Raw genomic sequence first — 14857 nt, 5'->3', positions numbered from 1 at the left:
GTGTCTCACCTGTCGAGAAGGGGGTTTGACATTAGGCCACCTTATGGCCGATAAAGAACTTGCTTTGGCCATCAATTCACGATCCCTGTCGGCCGTGCCCTTCTAGCTGAATGAGTCCCGCCGTGTCCCAGTCCAACGCCTCCCCGGCCTCCGTCGATCCCGGGCAGGAGTGGAACGCCTGGCGTGACGAGCGTCGTCGCACGCTCCCCTCGCCGACCGGGAACCTCGCTCTCGTGGAGACCCGCTGGCTCCCGGCCGGTGAGCAGCCCGACATCGAGGCGGCCCGTGCCGGACAGCCGGACAGCGTGACCGTCACCGCACTGCGGCGCACCGACATCGTCACCGGCGAACCCGAGCACGGCCTGCGCTTCTGGGACGCGGACGCGCCCGCCATCCGTCACTTCGAGGGCGTCGAGACCTTCCCGTACGACCCGGCCTGGGTCCTGGAAGCCACCTACACGTCCGTGCCCGGCGCCCGTCGCATCCCGTTCGAACACCTCCGGGACAACGGCGGCACCCGCGACCTCGTGGTGCCGGGCGACATCACGGTCACCGTCGACGGCCGCGACTACACCCTCAGCGCCTTCGACGACGACGGCACCCTGCTGCTGGTCTTCGGCGACCCCACCAACGGGGACACCACCTACGACGCCGGCCGCTTCCTGTTCGTCCAACGCACCGACGACGACAGCCGCGTCGTCCTCGACTTCAACCGGGCCTTCGTGCCGCCCTGCGGTTTCTCCGCTCAGTACAACTGTCCGATGCCGCCGCGGCAGAACCGGTTCCACCTGCCTGTCGAGGCAGGCGAGAAGCGCCCCGTCTTCCGCGACGGCTTCCTCGCGCAGCACTGACCGACCGATCCGCAGACCTCCCGCCTCACCAGCACGAAAGCGCCCCCAGCCATGAGACTGAACAAGTCGACCCTGTATGTCACCGCGACCGCGGCCTCCCTCGCCCTCGCCCTCACCGCCTGCGGTGGCTCCGGCGGGAAGAGCGCCTCGGCCGGCACCTGGGACAAGAACGCCACCGTCAACATCGGTTCGCTGTACGAGCCGCAGAACCTCGACAACACCGCGGGCGGCGGCCAGGGCGTCACCGAGGCACTCAACGGCAACGTGTACGAGGGCCTGTTCCGGCTGACCGACGACGGCAAGGTCGACAAGCTCCTCGCGCGGGACTACCAGGCGAGCGCCGACGGCCTCACGTACACCTTCACCCTGCGCGACGGCGTCAAGTTCCACAGCGGCAAGGAACTCACCAGCGCCGACGTCAAGTACAGCCTGGAGAAGGTCCTCGCGGACGACTCGCAGTCCGCACGCAAGAGCAACCTCGAGGTCATCAAGGACATCGCCACCCCGGACGCGCACACCGTCAAGGTCACGCTGTCCAAGAAGTCGATCTCCTTCGTCTACAACCTCTCCTATGTCTGGATCATCAACTCCCAGGCGAAGGACCTGAAGACCGGCGAGGACGGCACCGGCCCCTACACCCTCGCCAAGTGGACCCGCGGCTCAGCGCTCAGCCTCGACCGCTTCGCCGGCTACTGGGGCGACGCCGCCGCCAACAAGCAGGTCGTCCTCCACTACTACAAGGACGCCACCGCGCTGAACAACGCGCTGCTGACCAACGCCGTCGACGTGGTCACCAGCGAGCAGTCGCCCGACGCCCTGGAGCAGTTCAAGACCAACCAGAACTACAAGGTCAACGACGGCGACTCCACGACCAAGCTGCTGCTGGCCTTCAACGACAAGGCCAAGCCGTTCACCGACGTCAAGGTCCGCCAGGCCGTCTCGGCCGCCATCGACGACAAGAAGCTCCTGGAGTCCGTCTGGGGCGGCTACGGCAAGCTCATCGGCTCGATGGCGCCGCCCACCGACCCCTGGTACGAGGACCTCACCAAGGTCAACGCCTACGACGTCACCCAGGCCAAGAAGCTGCTCGCCGAGGCCGGTTACGCCAAGGGCTTCTCCTTCACCCTCGACACCCCGAACTACGACCCGCACCCCACCGCCGCGACCTTCATCAAGTCGCAGCTAGCCAAGGTCGGCATCACCGTCAAGATCAACACGATCACGCCGGACGAGTGGTACACGAAGGTCTACAAGAACCACGACTTCACGGCCACGCTCCAGGAGCACGTCAACGACCGCGACCTCGTCTGGTACGGCAACCCCGACTTCTACTGGGGGTACGACGACAAGCAGGTCACCCAGTGGGTGGAGCAGGCCGAGGAGGCCCCCACGACCGCCGAGCAGACCGAACTGCTGAAGAAGGTCAACCGCAAGACCGCCGAGGACGCGGCCAGCGACTGGCTCTACCTCTACCCGCAGATCGTCGTCGCGAGCAGCAAGCTCTCCGGCTACCCGCTCAACGGCCTCAACTCCCAGTTCTACGCCTACGACATCAAGAAGAAGGGCTGATGGGGCGCTATCTGCTGCGCCGCCTCGGCTTCCTCCTGGTGTCACTGGCCCTGGCGAGCGTGGTGCTGTTCGTGCTGCTGCGCCTGCTCCCCGGCGACCCGGCCAACGCGCTCACCTCGGTGGGCGCGAGCCCGCAGCAGATCGCCGCGGCCCGCCACTCCATCGGCTCCGACCGGCCGCTGCCCGAGCAGTTCACCCACTGGCTCGGGCAGCTGGCCAGCGGCGACCTCGGCACCTCCTTCGTCAGCTCGCTGCCGGTCGGCCCCGAGGTGAGCGCCCGGCTCGACGTGACCGTCCCGCTGACGCTGGCCGCGTTCGTACTGGCCGTCGTCATCGCCGTACCCGTCGGCTTCGTCGCCGCGTACAAGCGCCACACCTGGTACGGCGCCCTGCTCAGCGGGATCTCCCAACTGGGCATCGCCATCCCGGTGTTCTGGCTCGGCATGATCCTCATCGCGGTGTTCGCGCTGAACGCGGGCTGGCTTCCGTCCGGCGGCTTCCCGCTCGACGGCTGGTCCGCTCCCGCCGACGCCGTCCGCTCACTCGTCCTGCCGGTCCTCACCATCGCCCTGGTGATGAGCGCCTCGCTCATCCGCTACGTCCGCTCCGCCGCCCTCGACGTCCTCGGCAGCGACTACCTGCGGACCGCCCGCGCGCTCGGCGCGTCCTTTCCCCGCGCCATGTGGCGGCACGGGCTGCGCAACGCCTCCGTACCGGTGATCTCCATCCTCGGCATCGAACTCGCCTCGACGCTGCTCGGCGCCGTGGTCGTGGAGTCGGTGTACGCGCTGCCGGGCCTCGGCTCGCTGCTCGCGACCGGCATCGCCCAGCACGACTACCCGGTCATCCAGGGCGTCCTGTTCGTGTCCACGCTGGCCGTCCTCGTGATCGGCTTCGTCGCCGACCTGGTCCAGCGCGTCATCGACCCGCGGCTGCGCGGCCGCCTCTCGGGAGGTACCCGGTGACGCACACCGACGTCCGGCGCGAACCGGCGGCCGCCCGCCGCCGCTCCGTCACCCTCCTGTCCGGCTGTACGCTGACCGCACTGATCGCGCTGCTCGCCGTCGTCTCGCTCGTCTGGCTGCCCTACGACGTCGACGACACCTCCGGCGGCCGGCTCGCGGGACCGGGGGAGGGGCATCTGCTCGGCACCGACAAGCTGGGCAGGGACCTGTTCACCCAGCTGATGACGGGCTCCCGTATCGCCGTCGAGGCCGGTCTCGGCTCGGTCCTGATCGCCGCGCTCGTCGGTGTCACCCTCGGGGTGCTCGCCGCGTTCGCGCAGGGCTGGCTCGACGACACCCTCGCCGCGTTCCTGGACATCCTCATCGCGTTCCCGACCCTGCTGCTGGCGATGCTCGTCGTCGCCGCCCGCTCGGCCACGCTCGGCTCCGCCGTCCTCGCGATCGGTCTCGCCCAGAGCGCCATCGTCGCCCGCCTGGTACGCATCCTCGTCAAGCGGGTCCTGGCCCAGGACTACGTCACCGCCGCCCGCACCTCGGGCACCTCCTGGCCGCGCACGGTCGCCGGGCACGTCCTGCCGAACATCTGGCCCACCCTGGTCGTCAACCTGGCCCTCCAGTTCGGCCTCGCCGTGCTCGCCGAGGCCGGTCTGTCCTACCTCGGCCTCGGCGCACCGCCGCCCAACGCCTCCTGGGGCCGCATGCTCCAGGAGGCGCAGGCCACCTTCACCACCGCGCCCGCCGGGGCGCTCGCTCCCGGCATCCTCCTGGTCCTGCTCGTCATCGGGGTCAACCTCGTCGCCGACGGACTGCGCGACACCCTCGACCCGGCGACCCGGCGGAGGCGGACATGACCCTCCTCGACGTACACGGCCTGACCGTGCGTACCGATGACGGGCGCACCCTGGTCGACGACCTCTCCTTCACCGTCGACACCGGCGAACGACTCGGCCTGATCGGCGAGTCCGGCTCCGGCAAGTCCCTGACCACGCTCGCCGTGCTGGGCCTGCTCCCCGACGGCATGACCGCGACCGGCAGCGTGGAACTGGCCGGTACCCAGATCGTGGGCGCCCCGGAGAAACGGCTCACAGCCGTCCGCGGCCGGGACGCGGCCGTCGTCTTCCAGGAACCGCTGACCGCCCTCGACCCCTTGATGCGGGTGGGCCGTCTGATCGCCGAGCCCCTGGCCCGTCGCACCGGCCTCAAGAGACGGGCCCTGCGCACGGCCGTCACCGAAGCGCTCGTCCGGGTGAGGATGCCCGAGCCCGAGCGCATCGCCCGCGCCTTTCCGCACGAGATGTCCGGCGGTCAGCGTCAGCGCGTCGCCCTCGCCATGGCCCTGGCCTGCGAACCGAGCCTGCTCATCGCCGACGAGCCCACCACCGCGCTCGACGTCTCCGTGCAGGCCGAGATCCTGGAGCTTCTCGACACCCTGGTCCGCGAACGGGAGATGGCCGTGCTGTTCGTCAGCCACGACCTCGCCGTCATCGCCAAGGTGACCGACCGCGCCCTGGTCCTGAAGGACGGCCGAGCCGTCGAGCAGGGCCCCGTCCTGGACGTCATCGGCTCCCCCCGGGCCGCGTACACCAAGGCGCTCGTCGCGGGCGCCCGCAAGCTGGAGTCCGCCCTGGACCTGAGGAGCGCGCCATGACCCCCGTGCTGGAACTGACGGACGTGGCCGTACGGTACCGGGGCGCCGCCGCCGACGTCGTACGGGACGTGTCACTCGCCGTCGAGCAGGGGCAGTCCCTCGCCCTCGTCGGTGAGTCGGGCGCCGGCAAGACCACCCTGCTGCGCCTCCTGCTCGGACTCGCCCGTCCCACGGCCGGCACCGTCCGCTTCGACGGCGAGACGCTGTCCCCGCGCGACCGGCGGCAGATGCGCCGGTTCCGGCGCGGTGTGCAGTGCGTGTTCCAGGATCCGTACTCCTCGCTCGACCCGCGTCGGCGCGTGGCGGCGATCGTCGCGGAACCACTGCGGTCCCTGGGCCTCGACACCCGGACGACCGCCGCCCCGAAGGTGGCCGCCGCACTCGAACGGGTCGGCCTGCCCGCCGACGCCGCCGCCCGCTACCCCCACGAGTTCTCCGGGGGCCAGCGCCAGCGCATCGCCATCGCCCGCGCCATCGTGTGCGACCCGCGTGTCCTGCTCGCCGACGAACCCGTCAGCGCGCTGGACGTCACGACCCGGGTCAAGGTCGTCGACCTGCTCGCCGAGCTGAAGGAGGAGCGGCGGCTGACCCTGGTGATGGTCTCCCACGATCTGTCGGTCGTCGCCTCCCTGTGCGAACGCACAGCCGTACTGGAACGCGGCCGCCTGGTCGAACAGGGCGACACCGCCCAGGTCCTGGGCTCCCCGGCCCACCCGTACACCCGCCGCCTGATCGACAGCGTGCCGCGCCTGCCCGTCTGAGCGACGCGCGAGCCCACGGCGGGGAAGCCTGTCGTGGGCGCCGCGGGACCTACTGGGTTCCGGCCCGGCGGGTGAGGCCGCCGGAGAGCGCAGAGGGCGGCGCAGCGTCCGAGGTGACGCATGACACGTGGGGGATTAGGCTCTTCGAGTGAAAGCCGCGACGCGGCGGAACGCCGGCCGACGAGGCGGGGCGACCGTACATCGATCCGGTCCCGTGCCCCTGGGCGTCAGCCTGTGTGAGGGCTGAGGACGTCGGAGTTTCACGGCGCGCGCCCACCTGCGACGTGGTGAGCCAAGAGACCGCCGCAGCACTTCTCCTTGTCCGGCGGCGGCCATCCGACTCGTGCCCTCTCTTGCGGGAGCGCGAGACACGATGAGAGGTACCTTCCCATGCGATCACAACGTGCGAGGCGCGTCTTCGCGATATCCGCCGCCGGCCTGCTCATCGCCGGTGGTGCCGCCATCGGCGCCGCGGGAACCGCCTCGGCGAGCCCGACTCACGCCTCCGGCTACAGCAGCTCCCACGACCACGGGGGATCGTACTGGAACGACGACGATGACGGCGGTGGCTGGGGCGGTGGCGGCGACGGCGGCGGCTGGGGTGGCGGCGGCGACGGCGGCGGTGGCTGGGGTGGCGGTGGTGGCGGCAGGTGACTGCCGCTGATTCCCGGCCGGGATGAGGCACGCGGCTCTGTCAACGGGCCGCGGCGGGCCGGTCCGTGAGCCCCGAGCCACGGACCGGCCCTTCGCCGTAAGGGAGATGACCATCTCGTCATGCCTCGTAGACAACGACACGTTCGCGGCGCCGGCCCGCCGGGCGAGGCGGCGAACATGGAAAAGGCTCTGTTCGACCAGGCCGGCGAGGGCATGGAAGCGTATGACCTGCGTCTGGAGATCGTGCGGGCCAACGACGCGGCCCTGACGATCCGCGGTCTTCCCGCCGCCATGGTGATCGGGGCTCGCCTGAGCGAGCTCGACCGGAGCCTGCCGCTCTCACCGATCATGGACGAGGTGCTGGAGAGCGGCGTCGCCGTCACGGACCGCGTGGTCACCGCCCACCCCGCCTCCCACCCCGGCGACCACCGTGAATACGCCGTCACCGGATACGCGTTGCACAGGGCCGGGCGGCCTTTCGGTGCCGCCGCGGTCATCCACGACGTGATCCATGAGGCCCGCACGCGGCGGGAACTGGACCTCCTCAGCGACGCGCGCGTCAAGATCGGCAGCACCCTCGACGCGATCACCACGGCGCAGGAGTTCGCCGATACGGCCGTGCCAGGCTTCGCCGACGCCGTCGCGGTCGACCTGTTCGACTCCGTACTCACCGGGGACGCGCCCGTCGGCCCGGTCACGGCCCAGCTGGCGATGCGGCGGGCGGCTTTCAAGGCGAAGGAGAGGCAACAGGGCGCCTATCCCGCCGGCAGTTACAGCCAGTACGGATTCCCCACCCCGTACACACAGGCACTGGCCGATCTCCAGCCGCGGCTGGTCCGGTCGGTGTCGGCCTTCGGCGGGTGGCTGGCGCACGATCGGGTGCGGGCGGAGTTCATCTCGCAGTACGGCGTGCACTCGCTCATCGTGACGCCGCTGGTCGCGCATGGACTGGTCATGGGCCTGGCGAGCTTCTACCGGCTCGGCTCGAGTGTCGCCCCCTTCGACGAGGAGGACATGGCGCTCGCGGCACAGCTCGCCGCGCGCACGGCGGTGTGTGTCGACAACGCGCGCCGGTTCACCCGCGAGCACACCGTCGCGACCACACTGCAGCGCAGCCTGCTCCCGCGGGAACCGCCCGATGTCACGGCCCTGGAGTGTGCCCACGGCACCCGGCCGGGCCGCTACGGCGCCCACTGGTTCGACGTTCTTCCCCTGTCCAGTTGCCGGGTGGGCCTGGTGATCGGATATGTGTCGGGTGAGGACCTGGAGGCCGCTGCGGCGATGGGGCGGCTGCGCACCGCCGCGTCCACCCTCGCCTTCATGGACCTGCCACCCGACGAGATGCTCGGATACCTCGACGAGGTCGCCCAGCGCCTGGTGAGCGAACAGGACGCCGCCCCGCTGACGCTGCACCGGGCACGGCCGCCGTTCTGTGCCACGTGCCTCTATATGACGTACGACCCGGTGACCCGGAAGTGCGCGGCGGCCTCCGCGGGACATGACAGTCCGCTGCTCACCGTCCCCGGGGGAGCGGTCACCACCTTCCAGATGCCGCGCGGGGCTCCGCTGGGCCAAGGTGTGCCCTACGAGGTCGGCGTCGCCGAAGTACCGATCGGGAGCCTGCTGACCCTCTACTCGGACGGCAGTACGCGGCGCTACCCGGCCGGGGCCGACGAGCGGCTGGGCCGGCTGCGCCGAGTGGTGGCCGATGTCAGGTCGGCACCGCACGAGATCTCCGACGCGGCCGTGTACGAGGTGCTGGGCGGGGTGACGCCGCGCGACGGGGCGGCGCTGCTGGTGGCCAGGACTCGGAGCCTCGGCGTGGACCACGTGGCTTCCTGGACCTTTCCGGCCGAGCCGCTGTCGGTACGAAAGGCCCGCGGAGCGGCCCGCGACCGGTTGACGGAGTGGGGGATGGAGGAGTTCATCGGCACCACCAACCTGGTCGTCAGCGAACTCGCCACCAACGTGATCCGCCATGCGACAGGCGCGATCAGGCTGCGCCTGATCCGCGACCGCGTGCTCACCGTGGAGGTCTCCGACGACGCCGACACCGCCCCGCACCTGCGTCACGCGTGCATGCAGGACGAGGGTGGTCGCGGCCTGTTCATCGTCGCGTCCGTCACCCGCCGCTGGGGGACGCGGTACGAGGAGATCGGCAAGACCATCTGGGCCGAGCAGGCGCTGACGTCGGCGTGACGGCGCCCGTCCCCTGAGCCGCTCCGCCCTCGCGGTGCCGTGTGCCGTACGGCACCCCATGTCCTCGGCGCCCCCTCTTGCACCGGAGGCATGCCTCCGCTTAATGTGGAGCTACTCCTCCGGTATAGCGGAGGGGTACTCCCTCTTCGGTGTCTGACAGGGTCGGCCCGGGTCGGCCCTCAGGTCTCGGCGAGGCGACGGTGCAGACGCTCCGAGGGCGCAGCCGTCGTCGTAGTACGCGGCTGTGACAAGGCGCGCGCCGAGGCCGTCGCGCAGGCGGGTCGTCGCCGATGGCGGTCACGCGGAAGTCGCCGTCGGCGATCTGAGCAATGAAAGTCGAGGAAATCATGGAAAAGTCAACTGATCGCGGCAACCTGCGAAGCGGCCTGCGAAGGGTCCGCCTCCCCGGCACCGTGGCCTCGTCCGGATGGTCCCGGGCGGGCGGAGGAGAACACCACGGCAGCCCGGCCGGCAAACCGTCCGGCGCCTCGGGAGCCGTCGTCACCGCGGAACCCCTCGTGCGCACCCCCTGCACGGCGCAGGCCATGACGACAGCATGCTGACATCACTTGGTCCAGCTCTTCGGCGACCCGCCGCACCCCGCGTTCGTTCGGATGCTGGAGGGTTCGTCAACGGGCTCCGGGATCCCCACTCTTGAGCTGCTGGCCATGCGTGGCCCCCATGTGCAGGCGATCGACGGGGACTTCGAGGGGTACGTGGACGGTGAACTCGTCCTGACTCTGCGGGAGTTCGACAGTTCCAGCTGGGATGTCCGCACGGCCGACGAGTGGGTGCTCGGTGAGCTCGGGCGGTGCTACCCGGATGCCAGGGCGATGACCGCGGACGAGTGGGACGCCTCGGGCGCGCCACGCTGATGAGCGGAGCAGGGTGAGGGTGCCGTCGGTGGGACTGTCGCCGCCGCACGTGGCGTTGCCGACATCCCTCGGCCCTGTCGGCTGTCCGTGTGCGCGGGAACGGGGTTGTCGTACCTCGTTCCGCGTGACAGCGCGACGCCCGGCCGGGAAGCCCCGGCCGGGCGTCGCGCGACACTCCGCGCCGTCAGCGCGTGAACAGCTGTGGTGTCCTCACTCTTCGCGTGAGCCTCGTGGCGACGGGCCGGCAAGGCCTTCAGCGAAGCCGGTCACCAGGCAACTCCTACCAGGTGACCGGCAGTTCGATCGGGAAGCGGCGAATGGTCTCCGTGTCCCAGCGCACTTCCTCCGGTGACACCGCCAGCCGCAGCCCCGGGAACCGGTCCACCAGTCGCCCGATCGCCACTTCCAGCTCCGCCATGGCCAACGGCACGGCGATGCAGCGGTGTCCGCCCCAGCCGAAGGTCATGTGCGGCAGCGGGGGCCGGTCCGGGTCGATGAACTCCGGGTCCGGGTACCGCTCGGCGTCACGGTTCGCCGTCAGGTACGACACGTGGACGATGTCACCCTTCTGGATGACCACCCCACCCATCTCGACGTCCTGCAACGCCACCCGGGGGATACCGACCCCCTTGCGGAAGGGGATGACACGCAGCAGCTCGTTCAGGACGTCGGTCAGGTCCTCCGGCCGGCTGCTGACGTGCTTCATCAACTCGGGGCGGGTCAGGAGGAGGTAGCAGATGTTGCTGATCTGGCAGGTCGCCGTGTCCTGCCCGCTGAGCGTCAGCGTCAGCAGCATGACGGCCAGTTCCTCGTCGTCGAGGACGTCCTCGCCGTCCCTGGCGGCCGCCAGCGCGCTGACCAGGTCGTTGCCGGGGGACCGTCGCCGCTGGTCGATCAGGTCGCCGAAGTACGCCCGCAGCTCCGCCTTGGCGGTCGCGGCGCCCTTGCGTCCGTCCGGGCCGGTGGCGAGCAGCTGGTGGAAGTGGTGCTGTGTCGTCGCCCAGTCGTCCCGGGGGATCCCGAGCAGATCGAAGATGGTCTGCTGGGGGAGCGGGTCCGACAAGTGACGCACCAGGTCGACGGACGGCCCCTGTACGGCCATCTCGTCCAGCAGGGTGTCGGCGAGCTTGGTGATCCGCCCGCGCATCTCGTCGGCCCGCCGCTGGGTGAACGCCTGCGACGCCAGGCGCCGGAGGCGGCTGCTGCGCGGCGGGTCCATCACGTTGATGGACTCGCGGGAGACGATGGGTTCCGGCGTCAGCCGCGGGTAGTCGTGGTCGACGATCGCCGCTCTGCTGAACCGCTGGTCAGTGGTCACCTGTCGTACGTCGTCGAACCCGGTGACCAGCCAGGCGTCGCCTTCACCGTACGGCAGTCGGATCCGGGTGATGGACTCGCGGTCCATGAGCGCCGTCAGGGAGGGATCGAACTCCAAGCCCTCGCTGAAGTCGAACGGACACGTGATCGCTTGGTCGCCTGAGGTCATCGCGCAGTTCTCCTTCTTACCGAATCTTGCCAGCTCCATGTATATGCCGGTCGGTGGTTCGAGGCCATCGGAAGACCTCCGGTGCGGTGCGCCACCCGCTGCGTGCGTGGCGGTCGGCCGGGATCGGCCGTCCGTGCCACTGGCGCAATGTCCATAGCGTGCACCGCCGACGGCGATCGCGCAGTCGGCGGACCGACCCGCACCGGCTGGGGAGCCCGCCCTCGCAAGGCCCCTGCCGCCGGGCTGCCGGGCTGGTCCGGCTGCGGTCGGGCCGTCTCGCCGAACGGCTGGGCGGCAGGCGTGGGCGACCTCGGTCCGGCGCTGCCGACCGGCCGCAAAGTGCGTACGGGGCCTACGGCGGTGGAGTGATGTGCGGCCGATCCGTGGTCTCCCGCGCACGGCCCGACCCGCCACCGCGGCACCCGCGCCCGGGTGTCGTCGTCGACGCGGGCACCGGTTCCGTACGGTTCACCCGACTGGACGACACACGTCTCGCACCCGCGGGTCGACGACACACGTCTCGCACCGCGGGCGTCAGGACGGGCGGTCCACCGCCGCGGCCGCCGCCAGGCTCGGTTGGAGGCGGCGCGCGACATCGAGGTGGTCCGCCGTCCAGATGATGCGGACGGCCGTGGCGGTGGCCTGGCCCCGCTCGTCGGTCAGGTCACGACGCAGGGACTCCACCAGCTGTCCCTCGGCCGCGGGGTTGCGGGGCAGGGGATCCGGGAGGTCGCCGACCCGGTTCAGCGAGGCCGCCAGATCCCGGTACCAGCCACTCACCCGGCCGGCCGCGCCCAGGATGACGAGCCGGGCCTCCGTCCGGTCCGCTTCGGCACGCTGTTCCTCGGCGTGCTGCCACAGACCCACCACCGCGTCGGCGGCGAGGCGCAGCCCCACGATGCCGGTGACCAGCGTGGCCATGTCGGCTAGCGGTACGGGCTTGGCGCCGCGCTCGGCGAGATAGCTGCGGAAGGCGTCGTCGAGCCGTCGTGCCGCCGCGGCCGCCACCCGTCCGTCCTCCAGCGCGGCATCCGCCGCCGGGGCCGGGCCGGGACCGCATCGGCCCACCGCGAACGCCACCGCACCGGCGAGATAGCGGGCGCCGTCGGCGTACGCCTCGGCGAGCGCCCGGTGCACGGCGGCCGTCGCTCCACGCGGCCAGAAGAACAGGGCCACCAGCAGGCTCACGGCGCAGCCGATGGCGATGTCCTGGATGCGCAGCAGCACGATGTGCCAGTCGGGGTCCTGGCCGATGTTGAACAGGATGACCAGAGTGATCGTGAAGGACGCCTGGCCGGCGGCGAAAGAGATGACGGAAGGGGCGGTGCCGGCGAGCAGGACGGCGAGGGGCAGCAGGATCCAGAGCACCGTGCCGTGATGGCCGATCAACTGCAGCAGCAGGGCGCCGATCAGTGAACCCGCGACAGTGCCGCCGACGGCGCGGATCGCGTTCTGCCCTGTGTTCAGGGCGTTCGAACGCAGCACCGACAGGGTTCCGAGGACCACCCAGAAGGAGTGCTGGACGCTGGTCAGGTTCGCGAGGGCGACCGCGATTCCGATGCCGAGCGCGCCCCGGAGGCTGTTGTGCAGCCACACGGACTGCGGCTGGAAGTGGGCGGCGGCGCGCTCGCGCGCCGAGGCCAGAGGGGCGGTCACGGTGCCGGGCTCACGGCCGAGGAGGCGATCGGGCCAGGAGCGGCGGTCGGCGGCCGCCGCGCGATCCACGTTGTTCGCGATCTGCAGCGTCGCGAACCCCACTTCCTGCGCGCGGAACGACAGGTCCAGGAACCCGATCACCGGATGCACCCGGGACGGCGTACCGCTTCCCTCCTTGTGCACGGGAAGTCGCACGGTGGCGTTGCGCTCCATTGCGTCGAGGGTCGTGCGCAGGCGCTCCGACGCGGAGCGCAGTGCCCGCGGGGAGTCGCGTGGGGTCTCGAGCAGGACGGCTGCCTCGTCCAGCACCGCGGCGGCGGCCCGCCGCGCCTGGTACGCGGCCGCGTCGCAGTCGGGGTGGCCGTCCGGCGGAAGCGCACTGTCGGCGAGAACGCTGCCGAGCCAGGTCAGTTCGTCGACCAGACGGACGAGGGCCCTCGAACCGCTGGACAACCCGGTGGGCCGGTAGGGGGTGGCGTCGAAGACGGCGCGCAGTTCGTCCGCCGCGGCCGTGGCCTCGGCTGCCGTGACCCGGCACTGGGCGGGACTCGGGGAGTGCGGTTCGTCGGCCAGGCGGCGTGCGTCGCTGCGCAGTTGCGCCGCCGCGGCCCGGCATACTCGGGCGGCGGGTGCGCTGAGCGGGTCCGCCCCGGGCCGGGGCCACAGCAGGGAGACCGCGAGCATGGCGGCGGCCGCGGCCAGTCCCGCCCCGAGGAGCCGGTCCGGGAGCTGGGACAGCGGCGCGGGCGAGGTCGCCGGGAGGACGAAGGCCAACAGCAGCGCGGTGGACGCGCTCGCGAGCACGGAGCTGACGACTCCGGCGAACAGCACCAGGAAGGCGAGGACGACGGTGACGCCGACGGACAGCCAGACGTGATGGGCCACGAGTGTGCCCAGGCAGATGAGGACGACCCAGGCGACGCCGAGACCGAGGTGCGCCCGCAGGCGCTCGGTCATGGGACCGGTGAAGTCCACGAGCAACAGCATCGCGAACGAGGCGAAGGCGGCGTACGTCGCCATCGCGGGCGAGCCGATCGCCTGGCTGCACAGCGCGAACAGGCCGGGCATCACCAGGGCGGCGCGTCCGGCGCGGCGGGTGGCCGCCAGCTCGGGATCGCGGGCCCGGAGCCAGGAGAGGGCCGCCCCGCGACGGCTGTCCGGGTCTGATGTCTGCACGAGCCCGCTCCTCCTGGCGACAGGGCACCCACCTCACCTGGCGCCTCCTCCACAGACGATGACACGGGATCACAGCCCCGGCCCTGATCATCGTGGCCGCGTTGTCCATGGCCGGCTCGGTGACCTCCCGGCCGCGCTCCGCGCTGTGCGTGGTTCGTCGACATCGCGCAGGTCATCGAAGGTTAAGCGGTTCCTAAAAGGGCTTTCCCGAAGACACGATCGCCACCATGATCCAGACATGGTCGACGACAACTCACCCGTGTACGAGGTGCGGTACGGCTGGAACCTCAGGACGACGGGAATCGTGGCGGTGGGTGCCGGCTTCACCGCGGTCCTGCTCGTCTCCGACACGCCGCCGCTCATGCGGGTACTGGGCCTGCTCCTGTTCGGCGGGGGCGGGGTGTTCATGGCGTTCGTGGCGCTGAGCCGCAAGGTCGCCTTCAGGGTGGACGAGACAGGCGTGCTGCTCGGCGGCAGCCCGGCCCGGTACGCGGGCACCACCGCTCATGTGCCCTGGCATGACATCACGGCTGTCGTGCTCTGGCGCCAGAGGGTGCGCAGCGCCTCCGTCTTCTACGTCGGGGTCAGCCGTCGTGAGCATGCTCCGCCGCTTCCCGGCGACGGCCCCAGACGCCGTGCCGTCGTCGAGCACATGGTCCCGGTGCCGGCCGACGTCGCCATCGCGTCCCGGCCGATGACGGGATGGCGACTCGACGAGGTCCGGCTCGTCACCGCCGTCGCCCACTTCGCGCCCGACGTCCCCGTCCTCGACCATCGCTAGCGCGCTGACCGCCACGGTTCCGGGGTGGGCTGCGCGCCGTGTCTCGTGATGCGGGCAGGCAGCCCGTCCCCGGAGCGGAGAGCGGACGAGGGGAGGGTCAGCGATTGCGGAGGGCTGTGGTGGCGAGGAACCCGGTGGCTGCGGCGGTGATCAGGGCACAGACGGCGAGGAGCTTGGTGCGGTGCATCGGAGGCCTTTCCTGTGACGGGTGGGATCCTGTGTAACGCCGGTCGTGC

The 14857-nt window shown here is 70.9% G+C and carries 12 protein-coding genes; 10 read left to right on the top strand and 2 right to left on the bottom strand.

The genetic code is table 11. The annotated features are described in order from the left end of the window. The first annotated feature begins 110 nt into the window (after nucleotides 1-110). From ACWCQK_RS10585 to ACWCQK_RS10545, 9 genes are all read left to right on the top strand, one after another. Nucleotides 111-851, top strand: a complete 741-nt coding sequence (locus ACWCQK_RS10585; protein ID WP_451154081.1) for a DUF1684 domain-containing protein — start codon at nucleotides 111-113, stop codon at nucleotides 849-851. A gap of 51 nt (nucleotides 852-902) precedes the next feature. Next, a complete protein-coding gene (locus ACWCQK_RS10580) occupies nucleotides 903-2420 on the top strand; it encodes an ABC transporter substrate-binding protein (RefSeq protein WP_451154079.1) in 1518 nt (505 codons plus the stop codon). Next, on the top strand, nucleotides 2420-3385 hold the full coding sequence (locus ACWCQK_RS10575) for an ABC transporter permease (protein ID WP_451154077.1): 966 nt from the start codon (nucleotides 2420-2422) through the stop codon (nucleotides 3383-3385). Before ACWCQK_RS10580 ends, ACWCQK_RS10575 begins: the two co-directional genes overlap by 1 nt. After that, nucleotides 3382-4236, top strand: a complete 855-nt coding sequence (locus ACWCQK_RS10570; RefSeq protein ID WP_451154075.1) for an ABC transporter permease — start codon at nucleotides 3382-3384, stop codon at nucleotides 4234-4236. Before ACWCQK_RS10575 ends, ACWCQK_RS10570 begins: the two co-directional genes overlap by 4 nt. After that, on the top strand, nucleotides 4233-5033 hold the full coding sequence (locus ACWCQK_RS10565) for an ATP-binding cassette domain-containing protein (protein ID WP_451154073.1): 801 nt from the start codon (nucleotides 4233-4235) through the stop codon (nucleotides 5031-5033). Before ACWCQK_RS10570 ends, ACWCQK_RS10565 begins: the two co-directional genes overlap by 4 nt. Next, nucleotides 5030-5794, top strand: coding sequence for an ABC transporter ATP-binding protein (locus tag ACWCQK_RS10560; RefSeq protein WP_451154071.1), 765 nt, complete (start codon nucleotides 5030-5032; stop codon nucleotides 5792-5794). The genes ACWCQK_RS10565 and ACWCQK_RS10560 overlap by 4 nt, the downstream gene beginning before the upstream one ends. Before the next feature lie 390 nt (nucleotides 5795-6184). Then, entirely contained in the window at nucleotides 6185-6448 is a 264-nt protein-coding gene (locus tag ACWCQK_RS10555) for a hypothetical protein (RefSeq protein ID WP_451154069.1), read from the top strand. A 177-nt stretch (nucleotides 6449-6625) separates the two neighbouring features. Continuing rightward, nucleotides 6626-8647, top strand: a complete 2022-nt coding sequence (locus tag ACWCQK_RS10550; protein WP_451154067.1) for a SpoIIE family protein phosphatase — start codon at nucleotides 6626-6628, stop codon at nucleotides 8645-8647. Nucleotides 8648-9216: 569 nt separating this feature from the next. Beyond that, nucleotides 9217-9522 (top strand): hypothetical protein, encoded by a 306-nt coding sequence (locus ACWCQK_RS10545; RefSeq protein ID WP_451154065.1) that lies wholly within the window; start codon nucleotides 9217-9219, stop codon nucleotides 9520-9522. Between the two features lie 280 nt (nucleotides 9523-9802). Here ACWCQK_RS10545 and ACWCQK_RS10540 read toward each other — a convergent pair whose 3' ends face one another. Together ACWCQK_RS10540 and ACWCQK_RS10535 are read right to left on the bottom strand one after the other, a co-directional pair. Next, the gene (locus ACWCQK_RS10540) at nucleotides 9803-11008 is read right to left on the bottom strand and encodes a cytochrome P450 (protein ID WP_451154063.1); all 1206 of its coding nucleotides are present in this window, start codon (nucleotides 11006-11008) and stop codon (nucleotides 9803-9805) included. A 534-nt stretch (nucleotides 11009-11542) separates the two neighbouring features. Further along, on the bottom strand, nucleotides 11543-13840 hold the full coding sequence (locus ACWCQK_RS10535; protein ID WP_451154061.1) for an FUSC family protein: 2298 nt from the start codon (nucleotides 13838-13840) through the stop codon (nucleotides 11543-11545). 238 nt (nucleotides 13841-14078) lie between these two features. Between ACWCQK_RS10535 and ACWCQK_RS10530 the strand changes: the two genes are divergently transcribed. Further along, the gene (locus ACWCQK_RS10530) at nucleotides 14079-14621 is read left to right on the top strand and encodes a hypothetical protein (RefSeq protein ID WP_451154059.1); all 543 of its coding nucleotides are present in this window, start codon (nucleotides 14079-14081) and stop codon (nucleotides 14619-14621) included. The last annotated feature ends 236 nt before the right edge of the window (nucleotides 14622-14857 follow it).

The sequence above is a fragment of the Streptomyces sp. NPDC002306 genome (assembly GCF_053593435.1).
This window is presented reverse-complemented; position numbering and strand designations above follow the sequence as displayed.

Coding starts and splice junctions, on each gene's coding strand:
- ACWCQK_RS10585 (WP_451154081.1), top strand. CDS start 111: ATGAGTCCCGCCGTGTCCCAGTCCAACGCCTCCCCGGCCTCCGTCGAT.
- ACWCQK_RS10580 (WP_451154079.1), top strand. CDS start 903: ATGAGACTGAACAAGTCGACCCTGTATGTCACCGCGACCGCGGCCTCC.
- ACWCQK_RS10575 (WP_451154077.1), top strand. CDS start 2,420: ATGGGGCGCTATCTGCTGCGCCGCCTCGGCTTCCTCCTGGTGTCACTG.
- ACWCQK_RS10565 (WP_451154073.1), top strand. CDS start 4,233: ATGACCCTCCTCGACGTACACGGCCTGACCGTGCGTACCGATGACGGG.
- ACWCQK_RS10560 (WP_451154071.1), top strand. CDS start 5,030: ATGACCCCCGTGCTGGAACTGACGGACGTGGCCGTACGGTACCGGGGC.
- ACWCQK_RS10555 (WP_451154069.1), top strand. CDS start 6,185: ATGCGATCACAACGTGCGAGGCGCGTCTTCGCGATATCCGCCGCCGGC.
- ACWCQK_RS10550 (WP_451154067.1), top strand. CDS start 6,626: ATGGAAAAGGCTCTGTTCGACCAGGCCGGCGAGGGCATGGAAGCGTAT.
- ACWCQK_RS10540 (WP_451154063.1), bottom strand. CDS start 11,008: ATGACCTCAGGCGACCAAGCGATCACGTGTCCGTTCGACTTCAGCGAG.
- ACWCQK_RS10530 (WP_451154059.1), top strand. CDS start 14,079: ATGGTCGACGACAACTCACCCGTGTACGAGGTGCGGTACGGCTGGAAC.